We start from the raw sequence: 23215 nt of genomic DNA on the forward strand, positions 1-23215 counted from the left end.
CCCGTAGCCTTGGAATTCATTACAAGGCGGATGATAATATATCTTGACAATCTGATTATGACCCAATCGCCCCTTAACCCACCCTATCCTAATAGTAATTACAGTTCAATTTATTGAACGATAAACCCGTAGCCTTGGAATTCATTACAAGGCGGATGACAATCTGATTATGAGCTGAAAGCCCCTTACCCCCCACCGCACCACCTCAAACAGCAAAGTCCCCTTTCTTAAGGAGGATTTAGGGGCATCCCCTAACGCCATAAGATCCCCCCTAGCCCCCCTTTGTAAGGGGGGAACAAGAAAAAACAAAAAAAATTTCCCCCAAGGTGATCGATCCATGATCCGAACTGGGTAACTTATAAATAACAGAAAAAGAAAAAACTTTTAAAATAACTCTCACAGGAGAAACAACCATGAAACCAGAAGTAACCTTAAAATATTTAAACTACGTCGCCAACAAAAAGAAAAAAGGTGAAGAAGGCTTCACCCTCATCGAACTCTTAGTAGTAGTAATCATCATCGGTGTACTAGCCGCCGTCGCTCTCCCCAACCTCCTCAACCAAGTAGGTAAAGCTAGAGAAACAGAACTCAAAAACGCAGCAGGTACAGTCAATCGCTCTCAACAAGCTTTCCACTTTGAACGTCGTCGTTTCGGTAGTGATTTAGGTGAACTAGGACTGTCCACCGCTTTTGCCAACAGTGATTATTTAGATTGGGATCAGGCAAGTAGTGGTGTAACATTTGCTGGTGGTGGTGCAGGGGCTAGTGCCGCTTCCGCTCAAACTGAAAATGCAGAATTTAAAACTGATGGAACTAGAGCCTACTCCAGCGCCATTGGATTCGATGCAACTAATGCAACTTATAACCAAGTTTTGTGTCAGAGTAATGAGATTGCCGCAAATACTGGAGCCCCAGACATAAGCAGTGTAAGCGCAGTAGAATGTCCTAATGATAGTGAAGTAATTAATTAATTACTTCTAGCGGTGGCTCTTGTCATCGTGCAAAACAAGTAGTCAAGGGAGTAGAATTATAAAAAAAATTCTGCTCCTTTTTTATTCCTTCCCCATCAGTTAATTTATTTTTTATGCACTATCTTCCAGGTAAATTGTTTTAACACATACTAGATATATAATTTGACTGAACTTCACTGATGAAGGATAAATAAAATCAAATAAACTTGCAATGTTATATCCAATGCATCATGAATACATACTTAATCTATACCTACCTTTATCGTTCAGTGCAAACTAAATCGAAAGGATTTACCCTCATCGAATTATTAGTTGTTGTTATCATAGTTGGTGTTTTAGCAGCAGTCTCCCTTCCAAATCTGGTAAGTCAGATAGGCAAAGCCAGAGAAACTGAACATAAAAACACTGTTGGTACAATCAACCGTTCTCAACAGGCTTACCATTGGGAAAAAAGAATATTTGCCGATGGTAATGACTATAACGAAATATTTTCTAAACTAGGACTTAATTTCCAAAATACTTATATTAGTGACTATAAATTTGATGTTACTAACATTGCCGCAACAGTGGTTCTGGTTAATGAAAACTATCAAAGAGATAGCATAAGAGCATACTCTGGAGGAACTTTTTTTGATAACACAAACGCCACTTATTCCATGTTTCTTTGTCAAAGTGAAACCCCAATTCAAGAAATTCAACCTCCAACCTTAGCAAATGGTTGTATTGAAGGAGATACTTTAAAATAAAAATAAGGTAACTATCATTAATAACCTACCACATTTATGTATAAAGCCATATTAAACCTATTACTAATATCTTTAAATGTGAGTGGTATCGTCCATATCCAGCAAAACAGTATTAGTCAAAATCAGGCTGAAGAAACTTATTATCAACAAGAAGATAATGCCAGAATAACCTATATGCAACTATTTCAAAAAACTTCCCTCCTCGGTTTTGATAACTTAATGACCAGTTGGACATTCCTTGACTTTATTCAATATTATGGAGACGCTCCTGCTAGAGACGTTACAGGTTATGATTTGTCTCCCCTCTATTTTGAAACTATCGTTAAGCGAGATCCCAAATTTATTTCAGCTTACCCTTTCCTTGAACCCGCCACCACCATATTTGCCCTTCAGCCCGACAAAAGTAATCAAATAATTGCCCAAGGTTTAGAAAATTTATCTCCTAGCATACCGTACACCCCTGAAATACTGATAATGAAAGCGACCAATGAAATTTTATTTTTAGCAGATATTGCCGAAGCTACCAAAACTTATCGCCAAGCACTTCAATGGGCAAGAGAAGATACCAATAATATTTATAGCAACGACCAAATTCAAAGATTACAACAAACAATTAAATTTTTAGAATCAAATCCTGATCCTAGCCTTGTCACAGCTAGCTCTTGGGCCGGTTTATTAATGAGAGCAAAAGACGAAAAAACACAACAAAGAATCTTAGACTATTTAGACGAACTAGGAGCAGAAGTAACACTCACAGAAAACCGAGTTTCTGTCAAAATGAAAGAAGAATAAGTAATCAATTTGAGTAAAGCAAACATGAGTAACTGGGATGATTCTGTCATATCTTTTCTAAATCAAGGCAACTACCAGCAAGTTATTAAAATATACGAAAATATCATCGAAGAAACCCCTGACGAAGTTACTAATTATTTATATTTAGGACTAGCTTATTTTTTAAATCAACAGGAAACAGAAGCCCAAAGTGTTTGGTTATTAATCTTTGATCAAGCAGAAACAGAGCAAGAGTTAGAGTTATGGAATAAGCAACTCAAACAAATCTTGCAAAAACAAGCCCAAGAGCAAACGAAAAAAGAAAACTACTTATTAGTGTGGGATATTTGCAGCCTAATAAAAGAAATAGATCCTGATGATTTAGCCAATCTCCTTTCCTTATTAAGACTATCATTTATTCTCAACAGTTTTAATCCAGAATTCATCAATAAATGGGGAATTATTCAACTTTTAGAACAAGATAATCCCCAGAAAGTAGATTTCAACTTCTTATTAATTATTCTTGATCTAATATTACCCATTCCAAAAAAAACCAGTGTCCAACTAGCACAAGCAATTCTGAAATACACCAAAAATGATTCTTTAGTCTATCAAAAGATAAAATCTTGCGGAAATCAACAAGTTTTCGCCACCATAAAATATCCCGGTTATGCCATTGATCTGCTCAATATATGTCTCACAGTTGAACCCGAAAATCTCACTATTTATAGAGATTTATATGGATTATATTTAACCTCTCAGAACTATCCCAAAGCACAAAAAACCGCATTATTTCTAAAAGAAAATAGTCTTTCATTAGCAGGACAATCATTAAGTAATAACATCTTGTTCTACTACTATTTAACCATTGGGCAATGGAAAAAAGTCTTTAGTATTCACGAACAACAACTCCATCTCTGGGAGATAATGATTAATCAGAAAGATTCTAATCCTGACACTTGGGCAAAAGATTCTTTTATAATTGGCTTGTATTGCTTATTGTATATGCAAGACGACCTAATAAAGAACCGCTATCTATTTAATCAAATATCAAAGTTATTTTACCGCTATAATCAAAGATCCACTTCAAGTTCTGAAACTTATCCCAACAAAAAACAAATAAACAGACCATTAAAAATTGGCTATATTGGACATACCCTCAGAAAACACTCTGTTGGTTTTCTATGCCGTTGGCTAATTAACCATCATGACCCTGATTTATTTGATGTATATATCTATTGTACAGGAGACAATGAAGACGATATAACAGAAAAATGGTTTAAAGGTAAAGCAAAAAACTTTTTTATGGGATACAGAAATGTTAATTTATTAGTTTCAAAAATTAAAGAAGATGAAATCGATATTTTAATCGATCTTGATAGTATTAGTTTTAACATTACCAACCTTGTGCTATGCCAAAAACCAGCACCCATCCAAGTCACTTGGCTAGGCTTAGACGCATCAGGACTTCCCACCATAGACTACTATATCGCAGATCCCTACGTCCTACCAGATCACGCCGAACAACACTACAGAGAAAAAATCTGGCGCCTTCCCCATACCTACCTCGCCATTGACGGCTTTGAAAGCGCTACCCCCACCCGAAAAAGAGAGGACTTTGGACTAGGCAAAGATGATATTATCTTCATGAACCTCCAAAACCCCGCCAAACTAAATCCAGACATCCTCAAATCCCAACTAAAAATAGTTAATGCCGTACCTAATGGCTACCTATTCACCAAAATCCGTAAAGACGAAGAAGCCCTAAAAGAATTAGTCACCGACATCGCCAAATCAGAAAATGTACCCCTTGACAAATTACGCTTTATACCGTCAGATCCTAGCGTAGAAACCCACCGAGCCAACCTACAAGCCATTGCCGATGTCATCCTCGATACCTACCCCTACAACGGCTCCACCACCACCCTAGAAGCCCTCTGGGCAGAAATCCCCGTAGTAACTAGAGTCGGTGAACAATTCGCCGCCCGTAACAGTTATACCTATATGGTTAATGCAGGTATCACCGAAGGCATCGCATGGAGTGAGGAGGAATATATCGAGTGGGGTATCAAATTCGGCACCGATGAAAACCTACGCAAAGAAGTAAGCTGGAAACTAAAACAATCCAAGAAAACCTCCCCCCTCTGGGATGCCAAACAGTTTACGAGGGAAATGGAAAAGGCATATCAACAAATGTGGGAAATATATTTGAGAGAAAATGCAAGTTAAATGCGTCTTAGCTTATTGTTGATATAATTATTTTCATGGCGGGATTGAAATCAATCTAAAAAAAATATGTTAACTTTACCTCGTAAAAAATTTGCTATCGAAGAATATCATCAAATAATCACATCGGGCGTGTTGAAAGAAGATTATTTAATTGAGTTAATTAATGGGGAAATTTTTGAAATGTCACCAGTAGGATTTAAACACGCTTCTTGTGTCAAAAAAATCAATTATTTATTTGCAGAAAAGTTAGGTTCAAAAGTTATTATAGGGGTACAAGATCCGATTAAACTTAATGATAATTCTGAGCCACAGCCTGATATTGTTTTATTGAAACCTCGCAAGGATTTTTACGCAAATGACCATCCTACCGTTGAAGACATTTTCTTGTTAATCGAAGTGGCTGATAGCAGTATAGACTACGATCGCACCTTTAAAATACCTATCTATGCAGAAAATAAAGTTCAAGAAGTGTGGTTAGTGGATCTCAATCAAAACTTATTAGAAGTATATCAAAATCCCCAGAAAAACTATTATCAGAATATAACAAAACTCTCTTCTGAAAATTCTTTAACCTTGAGTCAACCAGAAGCTATCACCATAAAAATTGATCGCATCTTGTTTTAGTTACTTCATTAGAACTTTGTTAGGGAAGCCCTTTTTTATCTCAAGCCCTAGAAACCTTTTATTTAGATACCGTAAATAATAATTGATCAACACTAAAAATCACAGTTACTCAACTTCAATTAGAGTATTATATTTATACTATTGTGAACACACTAGGGCATATTTTCAGCATCGAGCCGTTGATTAATCTATTCAAAAAAAGAGCTTTTAATAGACTTGTTGTGAAATAAGAGATAATAGATTCAGCGAACATCAACTATATTCCAAAACTTTCCTATGGCATAACAAAAAATATTAATTTTTAAATGCTGATAATTGCTCCATATAAATTTGTTTATTCCTCAATTTTTTCCACTAAAATATATAGAAAATTTTCCAATCTAACAATAACATTAATCAACTCATCATAAGCCACTTCCATAGACTTTGGTTGTAAAGAAACTAAATCATTTGGTTGAATAATTAACCAACGTTTAACTAACTCCTCTAAGGTAACACTATCTTTTTCCCAAAGAACAATTAAACAACTAGCAATATCACTTTCGATGTCAATATTACCCTTAGCAGGAAACGAAATATAACGATTAAAAAGAAAAGATTGTTTAGTTCTAATAGCTTTTAATAAGTCTTCTTTTATTTTCTTATATTTTAAGCGAGGATGTAAAGAAATTTTAGCCATTCCCCAATCTTTTTTATCCCAATTAATCACAGGATTTATAGAAGATTGAAGATTATCATTAACACACCAAAAATCGATTAAACGATGAACTGGGTTTAATAATTCATAAAGAGATAATTCTTCTTCGTGGGAAACCTCCCCCAATCCTAACTCCCAAATATCAGGTAAACTATCAGGATTTTGAAATAAATCTCGAATATTCCATTTTCTCCACATTACCATACTTAAAAAACTCAAATGGGAAGACTTTAACATCTCAAATACTTGAGGAATAGTAAAGCCTTTATCCCCTTGTAAAAGATAGTTAACTAAAATAGATTGTTTTTGTTTTTGAGGAGGTAAAGCCATGGAAGCAAATTTATTTTTCCATAACTGTTTCGCTGCAACCGAATCATTTAAACTATTGAAAGTTTCTTTTACTAATTCAACTTCTAAATCATCTGGGTTACTGTCCATCAAACCCATATTTTTAAACAATTTTTGTAACCTAAAAAAGTTAAACCTTTGATAATAACTATGAAAATTAACCCTGATAATTCCTTGCTCATTAAGTAAAGATTGAAATAATTTTAATACCTTTTCAGCATCAGGTAATAAATAAATAACTTCATCACAGTTAATATAGTCAAAACGATAATTTAATTTGTCAATATCTTCTATGGAAAGAGCATAAAATTCAGAGTTAGTAAAACCATGATGATTTAATCTTTTTTTAGCAACTTCTACAGATTTTGGAGATAAATCAATCCCGATAATTTTTGCCCCCGGATTGGCATAAGCTAAAAATAAAGAAGTCCATCCGCTACCGCATCCCGCATCTAAAATAACTTTATCCTTGGTGTCAATTATTTTTTGTTGAGATAAATAATAAGGGGTGGTTAAATCGTGAATAAATAAAGTGTCATAATATTCTTCGGGAGATTGTTCGATGGGAATTTGTGGATAGGGCAGATTGTCATATTGTTCCTGTAACGATTTTGTGGTGTCTTGATTCATCTGATGATTAGGATATTTTTTATTTTTTAGATATTCCCAATAATTATAAATCCCCCACAATGTAATATCTATAGTTTTTGAGTTTTTGAATTAGTGCTTAATATTTGTTAGATACGTGGTTCAACCTCCCCCATAATCATGGTCGATGTCATGGTGGTTTATAATTATCAATAAAGTCTATGACATTTTGAACCTATGAAAAAAACCAAGAGGACTAATAAACTAGGAATCTCAACAGAGTTTGTCTTAGTTCCTCAATGGTAAAATTAGGTTTTAAAGTAGCTTCAATATTATAATTAAATTATTTTTTAAAGATTAAAGATGGCAGAATCGTATTTAATAGATAAGTTAAACTCCGTTGAAACAACTTTTAACGAGTTGACCAGAAAACTAGGAGATCCAGATATAGCAACCAATCCCACGGAATTGCAGAAAATTGCCAAAATGCGTTCTTCCTTAGAAGAAACCGTTATTACTTACAATCAATGGCAAGAAGCCCAAGAGGAGTTAAAAGGGGCGAAGGAGATTTATAAGGAGTCCAATAGTGATCCTGAAATGAAGGAATTGGCAGGGATGGAGATTGAAGAATTAGAAACAAAAATTGATGAATTAGAGGCTAAATTAAAAGTATTGTTGTTACCTCGAGATCCTAATGATGATAAAAATATCATGTTAGAAATTAGGGCTGGTACTGGGGGAGATGAGGCTAGTATTTGGGCTGGGGACTTGGTAAGAATGTATTCCCGTTATGCGGAGTTGGTAAATTGGAATGTCAAGCTACTCAGCGAATCTCCTGCGGAAATGGGGGGCTTTAAGGAAGCTATTTTGGAGATTACTGGGGATAATGTTTATAGTCAATTAAAGTTTGAAGCGGGGGTGCATCGGGTGCAACGAGTACCTTTAACGGAGGCTGGGGGAAGGGTTCACACATCCACCGCTACGGTGGCGATTATGCCTGAGGTTGATGATGTGGAAGTGGAAATTGACCCTAAAGACCTTGAAATAAGTACGGCTCGTTCTGGGGGCGCTGGGGGACAAAACGTGAACAAGGTAGAAACGGCGGTTGATTTAACCCATAAACCCACAGGTATTCGTATTTTCTGTACTGAGGAGCGATCGCAACTTAAAAACCGTGAAAGGGCGATGCAGATTTTACGGGCAAAGCTATATGAGATGAAATTAAAGGAGCAACAGGACTCGGTAAGCTCTATGCGTAAATCCCAAGTGGGTACAGGGGCAAGATCTGAAAAAATTCGCACCTATAATTATAAAGATAATCGAGCAACGGATCACCGTTTAAATCGTAACTTTGACCTTAATTCAGTATTAGAAGGTAAAATAACCGATGTTATACAGGCTTGTATAGCTCAAGATCAACAGGAAAGACTAGAGGAGATGGCCGCCTCTCCCGACACCGCCCAAGCATTATAAAAATTATAATATTAATTTTGATCATCAATTAATTATCCACCATGGACAACTTATATATATACATCATTACTGCTTTGATGCCCATCGCCACCTTTTTGTTTATCCTGCAAAAAAATCCTTACTATGCCCTAGTAATTAGAGGAATACTAGGGGCTGTAGCGGTTTTAGTTTATGTGGTTTTAGGGGGCGCTGATGTGGCCTTAACCGAAGCCCTAGTGGGTACTTTATTAAGTATTGCTCTTTATATTATTGCCATTCGTTCATCGATGATCCTTAAAATGGGTATTCTAAGCAATTCGGAAGGTTCGGCAGAATTGACCGAAATTAATGCTAAATTAAAGGAAGTTATTGCTCAACACTATTTAAGATTGGAGCTATTAACCTATGAAACCAAAGAGCAGTTAAATAACGCCCTCAAGAATGAAGATATTCACGGTATCATCTCCAATACTCAGGAGGAGGAAACTGGCTCTATATCATCCTATCAAACCATTGTGAGAGTTCCTCGGATATACGAAATTATTAAGCCTGAAATTAATCAAGTGTTTATGGATAAAAAATTAGAAGGAGCTATTAAACACTAATATTAACCATGTCAGATGTTAGGGAGATGAGGAGGCGGAAAATAAGGTAATGAGTGCTGAGAAAGGTTTAATTATTAATTTTTCATTGCCCATCTCAAAGAAGGGCATTTTTTTTCGTCAAGGCGTAATTATTAGCTATTAAGCATTTAACAACAAATGAAAGTCACTATTCAAAAATTGTGTCAATGGAAACAGGAAAAAAAGCCTATTGTATGTTTGACGGCTTGGGATTATGCCATCGCATCTTTACTCGATGATGCTCAAATTGACTTAATTTTGGTGGGCGATTCCTTGGCCATGGTGGCATTAGGTCATAATAATACTTTACCCATTACCCTTGAGGAGATGATACACCATACTAAGGCTGTGTGTCGGGGGGTAAAACGCTCTTTTGTGGTGTGTGATTTACCTTTTTTAACCTATCAAACCAGTGTAACCCATGCCATTGAGTCGGCGGGGAAAATTATTAAGGAAACCAATGCTGATGCGGTGAAACTAGAGGGGGGTTATCCTGCCATGGTGGAAACAGTGACTAGATTAACGGAAATTGGTATTCCTGTTATGGGTCATGTGGGCTTAACTCCTCAGTCTGTAAGGGTTTTGGGTTATAAACAACAAGGTAAAAGTGCGATCGCCCAAGAAACCATTTTTAATCAAGCGGTAGCCCTCGAAAAAGCAGGGGCTTTTGCCATTGTATTAGAACATATGACCGAAGAATTAGCACAAAAAATTACCCACAGTCTTTCCATTCCTACCATTGGTATCGGGGCGGGAAAAAGTTGCGATGGACAGGTATTAGTAACCGCTGATTTATTGGGTTTATCCCCAAAAGTACCTCCTTTTGCCAAGATTTATACGGATTTAAAAACCATTATTTCCGATTCCGTAAGTCAGTATGCTAAAGAAGTGCGATCGCACCAATTTCCCTAAAAATAGACGCTATTAGTAGTATCTTAACTTGAGTTTGGGATAATATTTTTCGTCTTGTTAGCAATAATATTAATATCTTAGTTTAATTTATTGAACGAACTGCCGTTAGCCGTGTAATTCATTACACGGTGATGTTACAAAAATACTTATACTATTATCCACCGTGTAACAATTGATGATAAACAATTATTATCTATTCCCCGTTGCCTGTTCCCCATTCCCCATTAAAGTTATCTTAAATATTCCATAATACCATGGGCGATCGCCTCTCCCATTTGCCGACGATAGCTAGAATTAGATAAATTGCGATTATCCGTAGCACCCGTCAAAAACCCCACCTCCACTAACACCGCAGGCATATTAGTATTACGAAGCACATAAAATCTAGCTTGACGTACATTGCGATCGCCCACACTCAAACGCCGTAAAATAGTACGATGAATCGTATGAGCCAAAAGCCTTCCCGTTTGAAAATAATAAGTTTCCAAACCATTAACCTCCGGGCGATTACCCCCCACCGCATTAGCATGAATACTAACAAAAACATCCCCATCCCGATCATTAGCCAACCTCGCCCGTTGTTCAAGGGAAACAAATACATCACTATTACGAGTCATAATTACCTGATAACCCCCCCCTCGTAGCACCCTAGCCGTTTCCTGAGAAATTTCCAAAACAATTCCCTTTTCCCCAACACCCCGTAAACCAATGGCCCCCGGATCTCGTCCCCCATGTCCAGGATCAATTACAACCGTACCACGATTTTGAGTTGCAGTGGCAATGGTGGGGGCAGGAACGGCGATCGCCACGGTGTTGCCATCAGGTAAACTGTATATATCAGGGGTTTGAAACTTAGGTAACTGCACATACCAACGATTAGGGGCGAGGCTACGTACCTTTATTTGCCAAGGGCGCATGGTATAATTACCCGTCAACTCCACCACCAGACGAGTAGTTTGACTATCAAGTTGCCCCACCCTCACTTCTCGCACATAACTACTTACCTCCCCATCACGGCGAGTTTCTCCCACCCTCGTATTAGGCAAATCCACCACCAACCGAGTGGGATTCGCCATTAATTGCGCCCTAGGAATAACATTATTTTCCGTGACAATTTCTAAACGACTAAGATTTTGATTAAACTTCCAATATTGCAATGAACTAGCCCAGGCACTCAAACCCCACCAAGGAAAAATTATGGTTGCTAAAATAATCGATCTTAAATACATATCCAATCTCTACTCCTCACACATTTTTAAGGTTAACTCTTTATCTTATGAATACCTTAAAAATATTTTGTTTCATCTAAAATCGTGAGGTTAACAAATCCAAAAATTTTTATAAACCATTCAAAACTATTCCCCTTGGCTGATGAGCGTAGGTTCATCATTCCCCCCTCTAGTTGCCCAACTTTTTCAACACACCTTAAATTTCAAAATCTGTCCCCATCATAGCAGGATCAATCAAAGTAATATCAAAAGGATCATCGGGGGGAAGGGGAGGAAATACATCCCGACTAGATTGATGATAGATAGCAAAAACTTGTGGTCCAAATACAACCTTATCCCCTGTTTTTAATTGAGCATTATTAACCTTCTTACCATTAATGATGATACCATTTGCACTCAATTCCTCTCCGTTGCCATCCACAATATGATAATGGGCAAGACCTTCTTCATCAAAAATACGCATAATAGTGGCATGATGACGAGATACAAAGGGTGATTGGATGACTATATCGCAGTTTCTACCTCTACCGATGGAATATTTATTTTTTTTCAATAATATTTCTCTTCTTCCTTTATCGTCTTCTACAACTAAGATATGGGCGGTGTGGGGTTGAGCTGTCATTTCTAATTTTTATAATAACTATTTTGCTGATGATATGGATTCACTAAGATCATTTTGTAGTAATGCAAATCAGGTGTAGTCCCTGATGAAAGGATAAAGACTTTTTAACAGAAATAATTGTTATGGCCTTAATAATCATTTCCATTATCCTTTATTTGTTATCAACTGTCCATTTTTTGAGTTGTAGGGAGTTAGTGACAACAACAATAGAACTTAATGCCATAAATCCCCCTGCGGTAGCAGGGTTGAGCAATATATGATAGCTAGGTAAAAGTATCCCCGCCGCAATGGGTATGGTTATTACATTGTAACTTAATGCCCAAAACAGATTTTGTTTGATTTTCTGGAGGGTTTTTTGACTGAGTTTGATGGCGGTGATAATATCGCTTAACTTATTTCTTGTTAATACCACTGAAGCAGTTTTGATGGCAATTTCCGAACCTTGGGGCATGGCAATGGCAAAATCGGCTTCCGTCATGGCAGGGGCGTCATTAATGCCGTCTCCCACCATGGCAATGGTTTTGTCGGGGAATTTTTGTTTTAATTCTTTGATTAATTGTCCTTTTTCTTGGGGATTAACACCACCATAGTAAGTATTAATGTTTAGTTTAGAGGCGATCGCCCGTACCACATTAACTTGATCGCCACTAAGTAATATTACATCTGACCCCATCCCCTGAATTTGGGCAACGGTTTGTCGTGCAAAAGGGCGAATTTCATCAGCCAAGGCAAAAAAGCCTAAAGGAGTATTTCCCTGAGCCAAATAAATAACGGTTTTACCCCCGTTTTGTAAATTCACAACCTGTCTTTTAACGGCGACATCGAGATAAATTCCTTCTCCCTCTAACCATGACTCATTACCACAATAGAAATTTTTTGTGCCATGGACATCCCCCCGAATACCCCCACTAGGATAGTTTTCCACATTATCCGTATCCAAAAATGATAACCCTTGGTTGTTGGCTTCCCTGACGAGGGCTTGGGCAACAGGATGATTAGAAGCGATTTCCAAACTAGAAGCAATCTGTAATAATTCACCATGGGAGAATTCATGGTTGCCCACATTAACTATATCCGTAACCTCAAAACGTCCTTCAGTTAAAGTACCCGTTTTATCAAAGACTATTATATCAAGGTTCTGAGCCTGTTCCAACACATCTCCCCCCTTAATCAATAACCCTTGCTCCGCACCTACCCCAGTACCCACTAAAATCGCCGTGGGAGTTGCTAAACCAAGGGCGCAAGGACAGGCTATCACTAAGACATCAATGGCTAATTTGAGGCTCATAATCAAGGCTGAGGTGTCCAAATCCCCTAAAAGATATGACCAATTTTTTGTACCCCAACCATACCAAAAACAGAAAGTCATCAGGGCGATCGTCATAATACCATAAGCAAAATATCCAGACACCGTATCCGCCAATTTTTGTACAGGGGCTTTTCTAGTTTGGGCTTCCTCCACCATAGCAATAATTTGACTCAACACCGTTTTTGAGCCAGACTCAGTGGTTTCCACCACCACCATACCCCCAAGATTGATCGTACCCGCACACACTCCATCTCCCTTACCCTTAAACACCGCCATGGATTCCCCTGTCAACATCGACTCATCCACGCTAGTATCACCTAGAATAATCGTACCATCCACGGGAAATTGTTCCCCTTCCAATACCCTTACCCATTCTTGGGGTTTAACTTGAGCAGAAGGAATCTTTAACCCCTCATCCTGATTATTTTTGTCCTTACCAATAATTCTTGCCCAAGGGGGGCGTAAACTCATCAATGCTTCTAGGGCTTCAGAAGCCTTATTTCTGGCTCTACTTTCCAAAACTCGTCCTAAAAAGATAAAACCCAATAGCATCACAGGCTCATCAAAAAAGCATTCCCATCCCAAATCAGGAAAAACCAACGCCACACAACTAGCCAGATAAGCCGAAACAGTACCAAGACCGATTAAACTATTCATATTTGGTTGACGATGCCATAACCCTTGCCAACCATTTAAAATAATTTCCCTACCCGGAATCATTAATGCTAGGGTTGCCAAAGCCCAATGAAACCAAATGTTAGTGAGAGGATGTAAATAACCCATACCAACAAAATGATGGAGATGTCCAATGGTAGAAAAAATTAACAAGATTACAGCACTAATTAACTGATATGTTTGTAATCTTTGTTCTGTTTGTTGTTGTTTTTCCCTTATTTTTTGCCAATTCTGTTCATCTACCGATGTTCTTACTTCACTAGGAAAACCCCCTAGGGTAAGTTTTTGAGCTAAGTTTTCAGGTTCAACTTCTCCTTTTTGATACTCCACCAAGGCAACCGCAGTAATTAAATTTACCGTGGCACAAACTACCCCTGGATATTGGCTAATTTGTCTTTCCACAGCTTTAACACAACCAGCGCACTTCATTCCCTGTACATCAAGGGTAAGAGTATCATTATTTTTGGCAGTGTTATCTTTTGGAGATGATGGAGAAGGGGCAACGGTTATCATTAGCAATAGGATAGGGATGGACAACAATTATGATTCGTAATTAGGGGCTTGGGATTGTAATAATTTTGTTACCTGTTCAAATACATTATGGGATTGAGAGCCTTTGTTGAGGGCTTGTCTTTCGGGGTGGAAGTTAGGGCGCTCGAGATACAATGAAATTGCTTGTTCTACCTGATTATTGATAATTTCCGTTAGTTCTTTTTTTGCCTTTTCACGTTGAAAACTCGCTCCTTCCTCCGTGGTAGCATAAAGGGGAGGAAGACGATTAAGGGCATAGGCGGCGATGTCCCCCACATCCAAAAGTCGGTTGCTAGTGGTTTCAATTTCAGCCACTCGGGAAATTACCTCGCTGACGACTAATTCTTCCATGACATTGATAAATTGCTTTCTCGGCATGGCTACCACTTCCCCTGTTAGTAATGCACCCATTAATTTATCTAGGGCTAAATATTCTTCATTGGATAATTCGGCGGAGGTGTCGCACAGTCTTCCTACTTCAGCTTCCATGGTTGGTGTTAAATAACCACTTTCGAGGGCTTGTTCAACGATTTTATTAATATTCATCGAGATTATAATTTTGTGAAGGCAAATACTACTACTATTTTACTAACATCTTGTGTTTACGACATTATACCCCTCAAGAATTAATTTTATTACCTTTGGATTTGAAAAGATTTTGGGTGTTACTGATTTTAGATTAACCTCAATTCGGAATAACGGTTTATGAATAGCACAAGTGTTGGATTGTAAGTTAGAGATGAGATGTTGCTTAATCACAGTGTGAAATATATTGGGAAAAGATTAATGTACTATTGGATTATTGCATTGGAAAAAATTAATATCACATTTAAGCTAAAAAATAATGAAAATTGATCAAGATAGACTGAGACAATGGGTTAATTTTCTAGCTATTTTATCTGCTTTTGGTATCAATATCTGGGCTAATATTGCCCCTTGGAAGGGATTAACCATTGGTGAAATTTCGACTACCTTCTTCCCCAATGTACTGATAATTCCCGCTAACTATGCTTTTGCTATTTGGGGACTTATTTATTTAGGATTAATCAGTCTGGCTATTTACCAAGTTTTATCAACTCAAAGCAATAATCCTCGTTTTCGCCAGATGGGCTACTATCTAGCCATCAGCAGTTTGAGCCAAATTATCTGGGTATTACTTTTTCAATCTCAACTGTTTACCCTATCGGTTATGGCGATGGTCGGAATTTTAATTCCTTTAATTCTCCTCTACTTGAGGTTAGGGATTAACTTAACAAAACTTCCTTTCTTACAAAAATGGTTGATTAATTTTCCCATCAGTATCTATTTCGCTTGGATTAGTGTAGCCACTGTTATTAACATAGCTTCAGCTCTGGACAGGGCAAATTGGGGTGGCTGGGGAATCAGTTCTCAAGTGTGGACAGCCATCATGATGGTAGTAAGTGCGACCATAGCTGTAACAGTCATTTGGCAACGTAGGGATAACGTTTATGGCGGAGTGTTTGTTTGGGCTTTAGTCGCAATCGCCTTGCGACAAATAGAAGAAAATCTCACCCTTGCCGTCATAGCTGGTGTACTAGCTGGACTGCTGGTACTCATTATCATCGGGAGAAAAGCGAAAGCAAGGAGAAAAAGAATTTGAAAATTAAGCTATTATATCAAGTCCGCTTGATCACTTACAAATTAGTAATATTAATATCTTAGTTCAATAAATTGAACTAACCATCGTTAACCGTGTAATTTATTACACGGTGGGGGTACGAAGATACAATCTATTGATAACGAATTATCCGAACTTGATGTCAAAGGTGCAAAGTGACTATCAATTAAGCATTTAATTCAATTCTTTTGCTTTATCTACCGCATCTGCACCCGTTTGTATTTTATCTACAGCTTTCCTAGCTTTATGCTTCTTGAAGTCATGATCTCTTATCCTAGAAGTTGCCAAACCTTTTCTTGATGACCAAAATTAAAGCTATCTGGATGAAGAATTTCCGCCAAGATTTCTAAAGAATCAACTAAACGAGGACCAGGACGGTTAAAATAAGCATTCCCATCAGTGATGAAGACTTTTCCTTGCTTCACTGCTTGTAAATTACTCCAATTAGGATGCTTCATCAATACTTGGGATTCTTGACGAGTTCTCTCTAAATCAAAGCCACAGGGCATGATGATAATGACTTCAGGATCAGCTTGAGATAAGGCGTCCCAAGTTAGGTACGGTGAATGTTCCCCTTTTTTGCCCAATAAAGGTTTACCCCCTGCCATTTCTATCAATTCGGGAATCCAATTTCCTCCCCCCATTAAAGGTTCAGTCCATTCCAAAGCCACCACTGTCGGACGGTTATCTTCTGACAAGGTTTCTGTTTGAGAGACTATCTTTTGGACTCTTGCCTGTAATTGCTGTAAAGTCGTTTCACAAGGAACATCTAATATTCGGGCAACTCGTTCAATGTCTGCCCAAACCTCTTTGAGTAAATTTGGTTGTAAGGAAATGATTTGAGGCTGACTCGAAATCAAAGAAGTAACCGCCCTTTCAACGTCTAGGAAACTAACAGCACAGACATCGCACTGATCCTGAGTAACAATGTGAGTCGGTTGCAATTGTTCGATAACATCTGTTTTAAGTTCATATATACTTACAGCAGATTGTAAGAGAGATTGCACATCACTATCAATTTCCCGACTGGGTTTTTGAGAATTTAATCTCGCTATAGTACAGATGGGCAACTTGCCAACTTCCATCGGATAGTCACATTCATGGGAGCGCCCGACTAAACTCCCTATTAATCCCAGAACTTCGATAATTTCTGTGGCACTTGGTAGCAGTGAAATAATTCTTTTATCCATTAGCAATACTCATTACTGTTTCAGGGCAATCAAAAATTTAGTATAACTGTCCTAGGTTAATAAACCCATATTGCCATAAAACCATAGACAGTTGGTCAGGAGTTTTTTTTATGTGAGGCTGTGCCAACTGAAAAAACGGCTAAATCTTAAGTAATATCAAGTTCGGATAATTCGTTATCAATAGATTGTATCTTCGTACTCCCACCGTGTAATGAATTACACGGCTAACTATGGTTCATTCAATAAATTGAACTAAGATATTGATATTACTAATTTGTAAATTATCAAGCGGACTTGATATGAAGGACAAAGAAGCTACCTTTTATTCTAGTAACTGATCTTACATATAATTTACTAATTGAAGGGGAGAAAATGCTTCAAGTAGGCTTATCAACCATAGGAAAAAGGCAATAATGATAATATTTTTAAATTGGTTATGGTGATAATGAAAATATATTTCATACTGTAATTAAGTAACCCCTAAATTTAAAAGTGCTATGAACGATTCTGAAAAACAAGAAAATAAGATAAATTCATCTGAAAATCAATCCCTTGATAAGCCCATTACCCCTTTTCGTTGCTTTATGGGGGCTTCTATTTCAGGGGCTTTGGCGATCGCAGCTTATCTACTAACTAAATCCATTGTGGAAACCTATGCGGGAATTCCCATTAGTTTTGATAACCCCATGGCAGCCCGTATCGCATCCACCGTTAGGACTCTCATCATGGGCATTACCACTATGGCAACCTTTGTCTTTGTCATGGTAACGGTAGGTTTATTCGCCCTTGGGATTCAATTAATCTTCAAAAAATCTAACTCTACCCCAGAATCTTAATGTCAATTCTGAGAAATTTTCATCATTTATGTAAATTTATGTAAAGTTTGTTAGGATCAGATATAGAGTAGTAATATATAAATATATAAAAAATAAATATGCAACCATCTCAACCCACAGAAAAAGAACTACTGGCAAAGGTTCTTGCACCTTTACTAGAAGACTTTCAATACTGGTTTTCTCGCTCTATAACATTGCTAGAGTCGGAAAGAATTACTTTTTTATCAGAACAAGAACAAAACGATTTGATTGCTAGAATCAAAAGTTCTCAAGATGAAGTAAAAACAGCCTCAATGCTTTTTAGGGCAACCGATGGACAAGCTGGAGTGGATACAAAGGTTTTAATGCCTTGGCATAGTCTCGTCGCAGAATGCTGGGGGGTTGCCCGTCGTTGGCGCTTAGAAAAAGAGCAAAATCCAAACTAAATTTTTCCGATCTAGGAAAGATATTAATCCATAAACCATTTAATCAACAACTATTACAACAAAATCTGAGCGGAGATTTTAATGCTACATTTAATTTATATTCTTGCCTTCACTGTAATTGCCTTTTTCGCTATCAGCAACTTGATTCGTAGTCTTATTACCATCAGTGGTGAGTCTCAGAGGGGTTCTTGGACTGACACTCCAAAACCGATTAAAAGAGCAAACCCCCAAAGTTATCGGGCTACCCATCCTGAATTATTGGATGAAAATGGTAATCCCTTGGATGAACCTTTATTGGTAATTCGCTCTGTGTCTGTGGAGGATGCTCGTCAAAAATTAGACTCTATCTATCAATCCTCTCCAGGGCAAACTAGACAACCTGAAGAAGATAGTTAAAATAATTGATCATTGATAATTAATAATAGATAATTAAAGCTAACGTAATTTTTTCTTTACTTTGCTTTATGGTAATCACTGCTGCAGATGTTAACATAGCCGATTATATAGATCATTCCCTTTTAAATCCCCTTGCCACTGGGGATGATATAGATTTATGCTGTAATCAAGCCATTGATTGTGGTTTTCCTGTAGTATGTGTTTATCCTGTTCATGTCAAAAGGGCTGTGGCAATGCTCCATAGTCAAAAGATTACGGTGGCAACGGTGATTGGTTTTCCTACGGGGGCAACTACTCCTGGGGTTAAGTTGCATGAGGCTCAGGAAGCTACCAATTATGGGGCAGGGGAATTGGATGTGGTCATTAATCTAGGTTGGTTAAAATCTGGGAAGTTTGATTGGATTCATAAGGAAATTGCCTCTATCTGTGAGGAAACGGGAATCCCCGTTAAAGCGATTTTAGAAACTACCCGTTTGACTGATGAGGAAAAACAGATGGCGGCTCAAGTCTGTTTGGATGCGGGGGTAAGATTTTTAAAAACCAGTACGGGATGGTTTGGGGGAGCGACGGTGGAGGATGTGGCTTTTTTGCATGATATTTGTAAAGGCAGGGTGGGTATTAAGGCTTCAGGGGGTATTAAGGATTTGGAAAGTGCGATCGCCCTTATAAATGCGGGGGCAAATCGGTTAGGTACATCAAGGGGAGTAGATATTGTCAGACAACAAAAAGAAAACCTTACGGTTTGAGTCAAAAAGCATTAGATTTTAATGGGTCAAAAATGTTATGATGTAAGATCATAGTTGAACTTCACCTTAAAAGAGTTCTGCAGATTTCAAAAAAAGAGTCTAATGACAATAACTGATCCTCGTCGTCGCATAGAATTACAAAAATTACTAAAAAAATTAGGTCTAACGGACTTATCACAGGTTAACTGGACATTATTAGATACTGCCCTAACCCATTCTAGTTTCTCCCACGAAAATAACTATGAACAACTGGAATTTGTGGGGGATGCGGTGGTTAGATTAGTGGCCGCAGAATTACTAAAAGAAACCTATCCTACCTTACCCGTAGGAGAATATGCCGCTATTCGTTCGGTAATAGTAAGCGATCGCTTCTTAGCCGAAATCGCCGAACTATATGGCATTGAGACTTATTTACTCATTGCACCTAATGTGCGGGGCGATCGTATGGGACGCATTTCCCGCCTTGCCGATGCTTTCGAGGCAATTTTAGGAGCATTATACGAAAGCACCAAAACCATGGAATTAATACGCTATTGGTTAGACCCTGTTCTTTCAGAAAAAGCCGCCCAAGTTCACGCTGACCCTGCTAGACAAAATTATAAAGATGCCCTCCAAGAATGGACACAAAGGGTACATAAATCTTTACCTACCTATGTTGTCCAAGAACATCGTTTAAATAAAGGGGGAGAAAATGAACGTTTCTTAGCCCAAGTATGGCTCAAAGATCAACTATTGGGAGAAGGCAAAGGGGCTACCAAGAAAGCATCTCACCAAGCCGCCGCCAAACAGGCATTTTATACCTTTGTTAATCAAGAGCAGGTTTCCCCCGTTGATAAGCAAAGATAATTTACCCTATTTAATCTGCTGGATCAATCGTATATAAATTATGGGTTTGAATGTAGGATTTGACCTTGGGGGAAAGAATTTCTTCATTTTGACTTTGACGATATTCCGTGGAAGACACGGGGGGTAATGGATATTCGGCGAGGGTATAACCAAGGGTGAATTGATCTAACTTTTTTTGGGTAGCAATGTCGATGGTGTAGCCCTGGCGGGGTAGTATTAATACCTTTACCTGCGACCAAAGTTTTTTGGCTTCATACCAGCTGAATATTTGCGGTGCTAAATCACTGCCAATGACAAAAGTTAAGTCTGCCTTTTGCCCCCATTTTTTTTTGGCTTTTTCGATGGTGTAGATGGTGCGCCGATCGCCTATATCCGTTGCTAATTCTACATTATTGTTTATGGATTCTTGATTAAGTTCCTCTATTAATAAAGCCAACATTTTAGTACGATGGTATAGGCTTTTTTGACTCTCTTTAAAGGGGTTGTCAGAGGCATAGACGGCGATTAAGTCATATTTTTGACTCAAATAATCTAAAATTGTTTTATGGGCGATGGTCGGGGGGTCTGCGCTAGTACCAAAGATAGCAATTTTCATTAGATTGAACCATGGAGTTAGTCAGGGGTTAGGGGTTTAAAACCCCTATGTAAAAAAAAATCATTAATTGATTACAACCATTGTTATTTAAGCCAAGGCCGAATCACCGAAATGGGGGGGAATATCCTGTAATCTGCCATCCCCTACCGCCTTAATGGCTTCGGTTAAATCCACTTTACCCGTATAAATGGCCTTACCAACGATAACGCTTTTCACTCCCACAGGTTCAAGGGATAATAGACTAAGAATATCACTTAGAGAACTAATACCCCCAGAAGCGATAATGGGAATATCAGTAACACTAGCAATTTCCCTTAAGGCTTCTTGATTGGGACCGACTAATGTACCATCTCGATGGATGTCTGTATAGATGATGGCGGCCGCTTGGCTAGAGATGGCCTTAGCTAATTCTGTGGCTTCTACTTCTGAGGTTTCTAACCATCCCTTGGTAGCTACTTTACCATTTCTCGCATCAATGCCGATGGCAATTTTTTGGGGGAATGTTTCACATAATTCCCTGACTAAAGTGGGATTTTCCACTGCTACCGTGCCAACAATTGCCCTATCTACTCCCAATTTAAATAGGGTTTCGATGGAGGTGCGATCGCGCAAACCCCCTCCTACTTGAATAGGAATATCTAAAGCCGTAACAATTTCTTTAATAACATCTACATTGACGGGATGTCCAGCTTTTGCCCCATCTAAATCAACTAAATGTAAGCGGGTAGCCCCCTGATTCTGCCATTGTAGAGCTACCTCCACGGGGTTTTCATTAAATACTTGAGATTGGGCGTAGTCTCCTTGATATAAACGTACACAATGCCCACCTAATAAATCAATTGCTGGTATTACTTCCATAACCACATTAGCGAAATTTCAAGAGTTCTCATTATACCTCAGAAGATACAATCAACTATTAAACAGGATCAATTCCTCCGTTTTTTATGATAGTTATGCGGGGAGGTTTATAAATCCTTGTCAAAATAAATCCTATCACCAGTAAGGTGGTAGCTCCATATAGAGCATAATTGTAATTAGCTGTATTATCTTTAATCCAACTAAAAACGAATGGGCCAATAATCCCAGCGCTACCCCATGCGGTTAACATTGCGCCATAAATACGTCCAATATTTTCTGAGCCAAAGGCATCAGCGGCAAAGGCGGGCATCGTAGCAAACCCACCCCCCAGACAGGAGAGAAGGTAACAGGCAATAAAGACAAAAATAATATAGCTATTGAGATGGGGAATAATCAAATATAGCACTGCTTGGGTGATAAACATGGTGGAAAAAATCGCTTTCCTGCCGAATTTATCCGATAGCCATGCCCAAAATAGTCTTCCCAAACCGTTAAAAATAGAGGCGATCGCCACTACAAAAGATCCTGCCCTATCCTGTAATAAACTTACCTCTTGGGGGTTTAAACTCTCAAAAGAAGGTAAATAATACAAATCCCTAGCAATGGTAGATAATTGAGAAATCAACCCCATTCCTGCACTAACATTAACAAATAAAATTCCCCACAAAATCCACCACTCAGAAGCACGAATAGCTTGATGAAAACTAAAACAATTAAGGGATTTATTTCCCGTAGGTAACTCATAACCTTGCGGTAACCATCCCGAAGGAGGATTGATTAACAATTGTGCCGAAACAACAATCAAAATAAGAAAACCAACACCCCAAAGATAGAAAGTATTAGAAACACCAAAATTATTAATAAAATAAGGGGCGATTAAACCAACAAAAAATGAACCCGCCCCAAAACCCATAACTGCTAATCCAGTCACTAAACCCCTTTTGTCGGGAAACCAGCGAATTAGGGTAGCAATGGGGGTTACATAACCAAATCCATTACCTAATCCTGCTATCAATCCATAGCCTAGATAGAGAATTAAAAAATTATTTAATTGAATACCCACTCCTGCAATGATAGTACCGATACCAAAGAGAAAACCACCGAGGGTTGCCACAAATCGAGGCCCTTTTTTATCTACTAAAAGCCCTCCCACCGCAGCAGCAAAACCAATGACACCTAAAGCAATGACAAAAGCTAGAGAAGTGGGCACCTCTTGCCAACCTTGGTTTGTTACTAATTCATTTTTAATGACACTCCAAGAATATATAGTGCCTAAACATAGTTGGATAATGATAGCAGCTAGGGCAATCCACCATCTTTGTTTATCTAAATTATCTTTAATTAAAAAAGTAACCAT

Annotated in this window: 24 protein-coding genes; 14 read left to right on the plus strand and 10 right to left on the minus strand. The window is 38.1% G+C overall.

Annotation, left to right across the window (positions count from 1 at the left end):
- Window positions 1-413: 413 nt before the first annotated feature.
- The 5 genes from IQ215_RS01000 (at window position 414) to IQ215_RS01020 (ending at window position 5341) form a co-directional block, all read left to right on the plus strand.
- On the plus strand, window positions 414-971 hold the full coding sequence (locus tag IQ215_RS01000; protein ID WP_193799464.1) for a type IV pilin-like G/H family protein: 558 nt from the start codon (window positions 414-416) through the stop codon (window positions 969-971).
- 230 nt (window positions 972-1201) lie between these two features.
- Complete coding sequence (locus IQ215_RS01005; protein WP_206688471.1) at window positions 1202-1717, plus strand: type IV pilin-like G/H family protein; 516 nt, start codon at window positions 1202-1204, stop codon at window positions 1715-1717.
- Between the two features lie 36 nt (window positions 1718-1753).
- The gene (locus IQ215_RS01010) at window positions 1754-2509 is read left to right on the plus strand and encodes a hypothetical protein (RefSeq protein WP_193799465.1); all 756 of its coding nucleotides are present in this window, start codon (window positions 1754-1756) and stop codon (window positions 2507-2509) included.
- 24 nt (window positions 2510-2533) lie between these two features.
- Window positions 2534-4717: an O-linked N-acetylglucosamine transferase, SPINDLY family protein gene (locus IQ215_RS01015; protein ID WP_193799466.1), complete on the plus strand. Its 2184-nt coding sequence runs from the start codon at window positions 2534-2536 to the stop codon at window positions 4715-4717.
- Window positions 4718-4783: 66 nt separating this feature from the next.
- Entirely contained in the window at window positions 4784-5341 is a 558-nt protein-coding gene (locus IQ215_RS01020; RefSeq protein WP_193799467.1) for a Uma2 family endonuclease, read from the plus strand.
- A 334-nt stretch (window positions 5342-5675) separates the two neighbouring features.
- Here the strand turns inward: IQ215_RS01020 and IQ215_RS01025 are convergent, their stop codons facing one another.
- Window positions 5676-7016 carry a class I SAM-dependent methyltransferase gene (locus IQ215_RS01025; protein ID WP_193799468.1) on the minus strand — a complete coding sequence of 447 codons (1341 nt, stop codon included), beginning with the start codon at window positions 7014-7016 and terminating at the stop codon, window positions 5676-5678.
- A 321-nt stretch (window positions 7017-7337) separates the two neighbouring features.
- Here IQ215_RS01025 and prfA point away from each other — a divergent pair, with 321 nt between their 5' ends.
- The 3 genes from prfA (at window position 7338) to panB (ending at window position 9961) form a co-directional block, all read left to right on the plus strand.
- Window positions 7338-8447: a peptide chain release factor 1 gene (prfA, locus tag IQ215_RS01030; RefSeq protein ID WP_193799469.1), complete on the plus strand. Its 1110-nt coding sequence runs from the start codon at window positions 7338-7340 to the stop codon at window positions 8445-8447.
- 41 nt (window positions 8448-8488) lie between these two features.
- Entirely contained in the window at window positions 8489-9031 is a 543-nt protein-coding gene (locus IQ215_RS01035; protein WP_193799470.1) for a hydrogenase subunit MbhD domain-containing protein, read from the plus strand.
- 156 nt (window positions 9032-9187) lie between these two features.
- Window positions 9188-9961, plus strand: coding sequence for a 3-methyl-2-oxobutanoate hydroxymethyltransferase (gene panB, locus IQ215_RS01040; RefSeq protein WP_193799471.1), 774 nt, complete (start codon window positions 9188-9190; stop codon window positions 9959-9961).
- 230 nt (window positions 9962-10191) lie between these two features.
- Here panB and IQ215_RS01045 read toward each other — a convergent pair whose 3' ends face one another.
- The 4 genes from IQ215_RS01045 to IQ215_RS01060 form a co-directional block, all read right to left on the minus strand.
- Window positions 10192-11190 (minus strand): N-acetylmuramoyl-L-alanine amidase, encoded by a 999-nt coding sequence (locus tag IQ215_RS01045; protein WP_193799472.1) that lies wholly within the window; start codon window positions 11188-11190, stop codon window positions 10192-10194.
- Window positions 11191-11386: 196 nt separating this feature from the next.
- Entirely contained in the window at window positions 11387-11812 is a 426-nt protein-coding gene (locus IQ215_RS01050) for an FHA domain-containing protein (protein ID WP_193799473.1), read from the minus strand.
- A gap of 151 nt (window positions 11813-11963) precedes the next feature.
- Complete coding sequence (locus IQ215_RS01055) at window positions 11964-14309, minus strand: heavy metal translocating P-type ATPase (RefSeq protein WP_193799617.1); 2346 nt, start codon at window positions 14307-14309, stop codon at window positions 11964-11966.
- 27 nt (window positions 14310-14336) lie between these two features.
- The gene (locus IQ215_RS01060; RefSeq protein ID WP_193799474.1) at window positions 14337-14873 is read right to left on the minus strand and encodes a late competence development ComFB family protein; all 537 of its coding nucleotides are present in this window, start codon (window positions 14871-14873) and stop codon (window positions 14337-14339) included.
- A gap of 298 nt (window positions 14874-15171) precedes the next feature.
- On the opposite strand from IQ215_RS01060, the gene IQ215_RS01065 reads away from it, so the two are divergent.
- On the plus strand, window positions 15172-15948 hold the full coding sequence (locus IQ215_RS01065; RefSeq protein ID WP_193799475.1) for a tryptophan-rich sensory protein: 777 nt from the start codon (window positions 15172-15174) through the stop codon (window positions 15946-15948).
- 287 nt (window positions 15949-16235) lie between these two features.
- Here the strand turns inward: IQ215_RS01065 and IQ215_RS01070 are convergent, their stop codons facing one another.
- Window positions 16236-17156 carry a cobalamin-binding protein gene (locus IQ215_RS01070; RefSeq protein WP_193799476.1) on the minus strand — a complete coding sequence of 307 codons (921 nt, stop codon included), beginning with the start codon at window positions 17154-17156 and terminating at the stop codon, window positions 16236-16238.
- Window positions 17157-17193: 37 nt separating this feature from the next.
- Window positions 17194-17283 carry a DUF2949 domain-containing protein gene (locus IQ215_RS14535; RefSeq protein ID WP_193799477.1) on the minus strand — a complete coding sequence of 30 codons (90 nt, stop codon included), beginning with the start codon at window positions 17281-17283 and terminating at the stop codon, window positions 17194-17196.
- 370 nt (window positions 17284-17653) lie between these two features.
- Between IQ215_RS14535 and IQ215_RS01080 the strand changes: the two genes are divergently transcribed.
- The 5 genes from IQ215_RS01080 to rnc all read left to right on the plus strand — a co-directional run bounded on the left by IQ215_RS01080 (window position 17654) and on the right by rnc (window position 20405).
- Window positions 17654-17992: a DUF3082 domain-containing protein gene (locus IQ215_RS01080; RefSeq protein ID WP_193799478.1), complete on the plus strand. Its 339-nt coding sequence runs from the start codon at window positions 17654-17656 to the stop codon at window positions 17990-17992.
- 98 nt (window positions 17993-18090) lie between these two features.
- Window positions 18091-18417: a DUF2605 domain-containing protein gene (locus IQ215_RS01085; protein ID WP_193799479.1), complete on the plus strand. Its 327-nt coding sequence runs from the start codon at window positions 18091-18093 to the stop codon at window positions 18415-18417.
- 81 nt (window positions 18418-18498) lie between these two features.
- The gene (locus tag IQ215_RS01090) at window positions 18499-18813 is read left to right on the plus strand and encodes a DUF2973 domain-containing protein (protein WP_193799480.1); all 315 of its coding nucleotides are present in this window, start codon (window positions 18499-18501) and stop codon (window positions 18811-18813) included.
- A gap of 68 nt (window positions 18814-18881) precedes the next feature.
- On the plus strand, window positions 18882-19559 hold the full coding sequence (gene deoC / locus IQ215_RS01095) for a deoxyribose-phosphate aldolase (RefSeq protein WP_193799481.1): 678 nt from the start codon (window positions 18882-18884) through the stop codon (window positions 19557-19559).
- Window positions 19560-19661: 102 nt separating this feature from the next.
- Entirely contained in the window at window positions 19662-20405 is a 744-nt protein-coding gene (gene rnc, locus IQ215_RS01100) for a ribonuclease III (RefSeq protein WP_193799482.1), read from the plus strand.
- A 10-nt stretch (window positions 20406-20415) separates the two neighbouring features.
- Here the strand turns inward: rnc and IQ215_RS01105 are convergent, their stop codons facing one another.
- From IQ215_RS01105 to IQ215_RS01115, 3 genes are all read right to left on the minus strand, one after another.
- Complete coding sequence (locus IQ215_RS01105) at window positions 20416-21000, minus strand: nicotinate-nucleotide adenylyltransferase (RefSeq protein ID WP_193799483.1); 585 nt, start codon at window positions 20998-21000, stop codon at window positions 20416-20418.
- Window positions 21001-21087: 87 nt separating this feature from the next.
- Window positions 21088-21858, minus strand: coding sequence for a 1-(5-phosphoribosyl)-5-[(5-phosphoribosylamino)methylideneamino]imidazole-4-carboxamide isomerase (gene hisA, locus IQ215_RS01110; protein ID WP_193799484.1), 771 nt, complete (start codon window positions 21856-21858; stop codon window positions 21088-21090).
- A 58-nt stretch (window positions 21859-21916) separates the two neighbouring features.
- On the minus strand, window positions 21917-23215 hold the full coding sequence (locus IQ215_RS01115) for an L-lactate MFS transporter (protein ID WP_193799485.1): 1299 nt from the start codon (window positions 23213-23215) through the stop codon (window positions 21917-21919).

The sequence above is a fragment of the Cyanobacterium stanieri LEGE 03274 genome (assembly GCF_015207825.1).
GTDB lineage: Bacteria > Cyanobacteriota > Cyanobacteriia > Cyanobacteriales > Cyanobacteriaceae > Cyanobacterium > Cyanobacterium stanieri_B.

Bases quoted from the DNA above. Each gene is read 5' to 3' on its own strand.
- IQ215_RS01115 (WP_193799485.1), bottom strand. From the start codon at position 23,215: ATGGTTACTTTTTTAATTAAAGATAATTTAGATAAACAAAGATGGTGG.
- IQ215_RS01005 (WP_206688471.1), top strand. From the start codon at position 1,202: ATGAATACATACTTAATCTATACCTACCTTTATCGTTCAGTGCAAACT.
- hisA (WP_193799484.1), bottom strand. From the start codon at position 21,858: ATGGAAGTAATACCAGCAATTGATTTATTAGGTGGGCATTGTGTACGT.
- panB (WP_193799471.1), top strand. From the start codon at position 9,188: ATGAAAGTCACTATTCAAAAATTGTGTCAATGGAAACAGGAAAAAAAG.
- IQ215_RS01025 (WP_193799468.1), bottom strand. From the start codon at position 7,016: ATGAATCAAGACACCACAAAATCGTTACAGGAACAATATGACAATCTG.
- IQ215_RS01105 (WP_193799483.1), bottom strand. From the start codon at position 21,000: ATGAAAATTGCTATCTTTGGTACTAGCGCAGACCCCCCGACCATCGCC.
- IQ215_RS01055 (WP_193799617.1), bottom strand. From the start codon at position 14,309: ATGATAACCGTTGCCCCTTCTCCATCATCTCCAAAAGATAACACTGCC.
- IQ215_RS01045 (WP_193799472.1), bottom strand. From the start codon at position 11,190: ATGTATTTAAGATCGATTATTTTAGCAACCATAATTTTTCCTTGGTGG.
- prfA (WP_193799469.1), top strand. From the start codon at position 7,338: ATGGCAGAATCGTATTTAATAGATAAGTTAAACTCCGTTGAAACAACT.
- IQ215_RS01080 (WP_193799478.1), top strand. From the start codon at position 17,654: ATGAACGATTCTGAAAAACAAGAAAATAAGATAAATTCATCTGAAAAT.
- IQ215_RS01010 (WP_193799465.1), top strand. From the start codon at position 1,754: ATGTATAAAGCCATATTAAACCTATTACTAATATCTTTAAATGTGAGT.
- IQ215_RS01020 (WP_193799467.1), top strand. From the start codon at position 4,784: ATGTTAACTTTACCTCGTAAAAAATTTGCTATCGAAGAATATCATCAA.
- IQ215_RS01035 (WP_193799470.1), top strand. From the start codon at position 8,489: ATGGACAACTTATATATATACATCATTACTGCTTTGATGCCCATCGCC.
- IQ215_RS01015 (WP_193799466.1), top strand. From the start codon at position 2,534: ATGAGTAACTGGGATGATTCTGTCATATCTTTTCTAAATCAAGGCAAC.
- IQ215_RS01085 (WP_193799479.1), top strand. From the start codon at position 18,091: ATGCAACCATCTCAACCCACAGAAAAAGAACTACTGGCAAAGGTTCTT.
- IQ215_RS01070 (WP_193799476.1), bottom strand. From the start codon at position 17,156: ATGGATAAAAGAATTATTTCACTGCTACCAAGTGCCACAGAAATTATC.
- deoC (WP_193799481.1), top strand. From the start codon at position 18,882: ATGGTAATCACTGCTGCAGATGTTAACATAGCCGATTATATAGATCAT.
- IQ215_RS01050 (WP_193799473.1), bottom strand. From the start codon at position 11,812: ATGACAGCTCAACCCCACACCGCCCATATCTTAGTTGTAGAAGACGAT.
- IQ215_RS01060 (WP_193799474.1), bottom strand. From the start codon at position 14,873: ATGAATATTAATAAAATCGTTGAACAAGCCCTCGAAAGTGGTTATTTA.
- IQ215_RS01090 (WP_193799480.1), top strand. From the start codon at position 18,499: ATGCTACATTTAATTTATATTCTTGCCTTCACTGTAATTGCCTTTTTC.
- IQ215_RS01065 (WP_193799475.1), top strand. From the start codon at position 15,172: ATGAAAATTGATCAAGATAGACTGAGACAATGGGTTAATTTTCTAGCT.
- rnc (WP_193799482.1), top strand. From the start codon at position 19,662: ATGACAATAACTGATCCTCGTCGTCGCATAGAATTACAAAAATTACTA.
- IQ215_RS01000 (WP_193799464.1), top strand. From the start codon at position 414: ATGAAACCAGAAGTAACCTTAAAATATTTAAACTACGTCGCCAACAAA.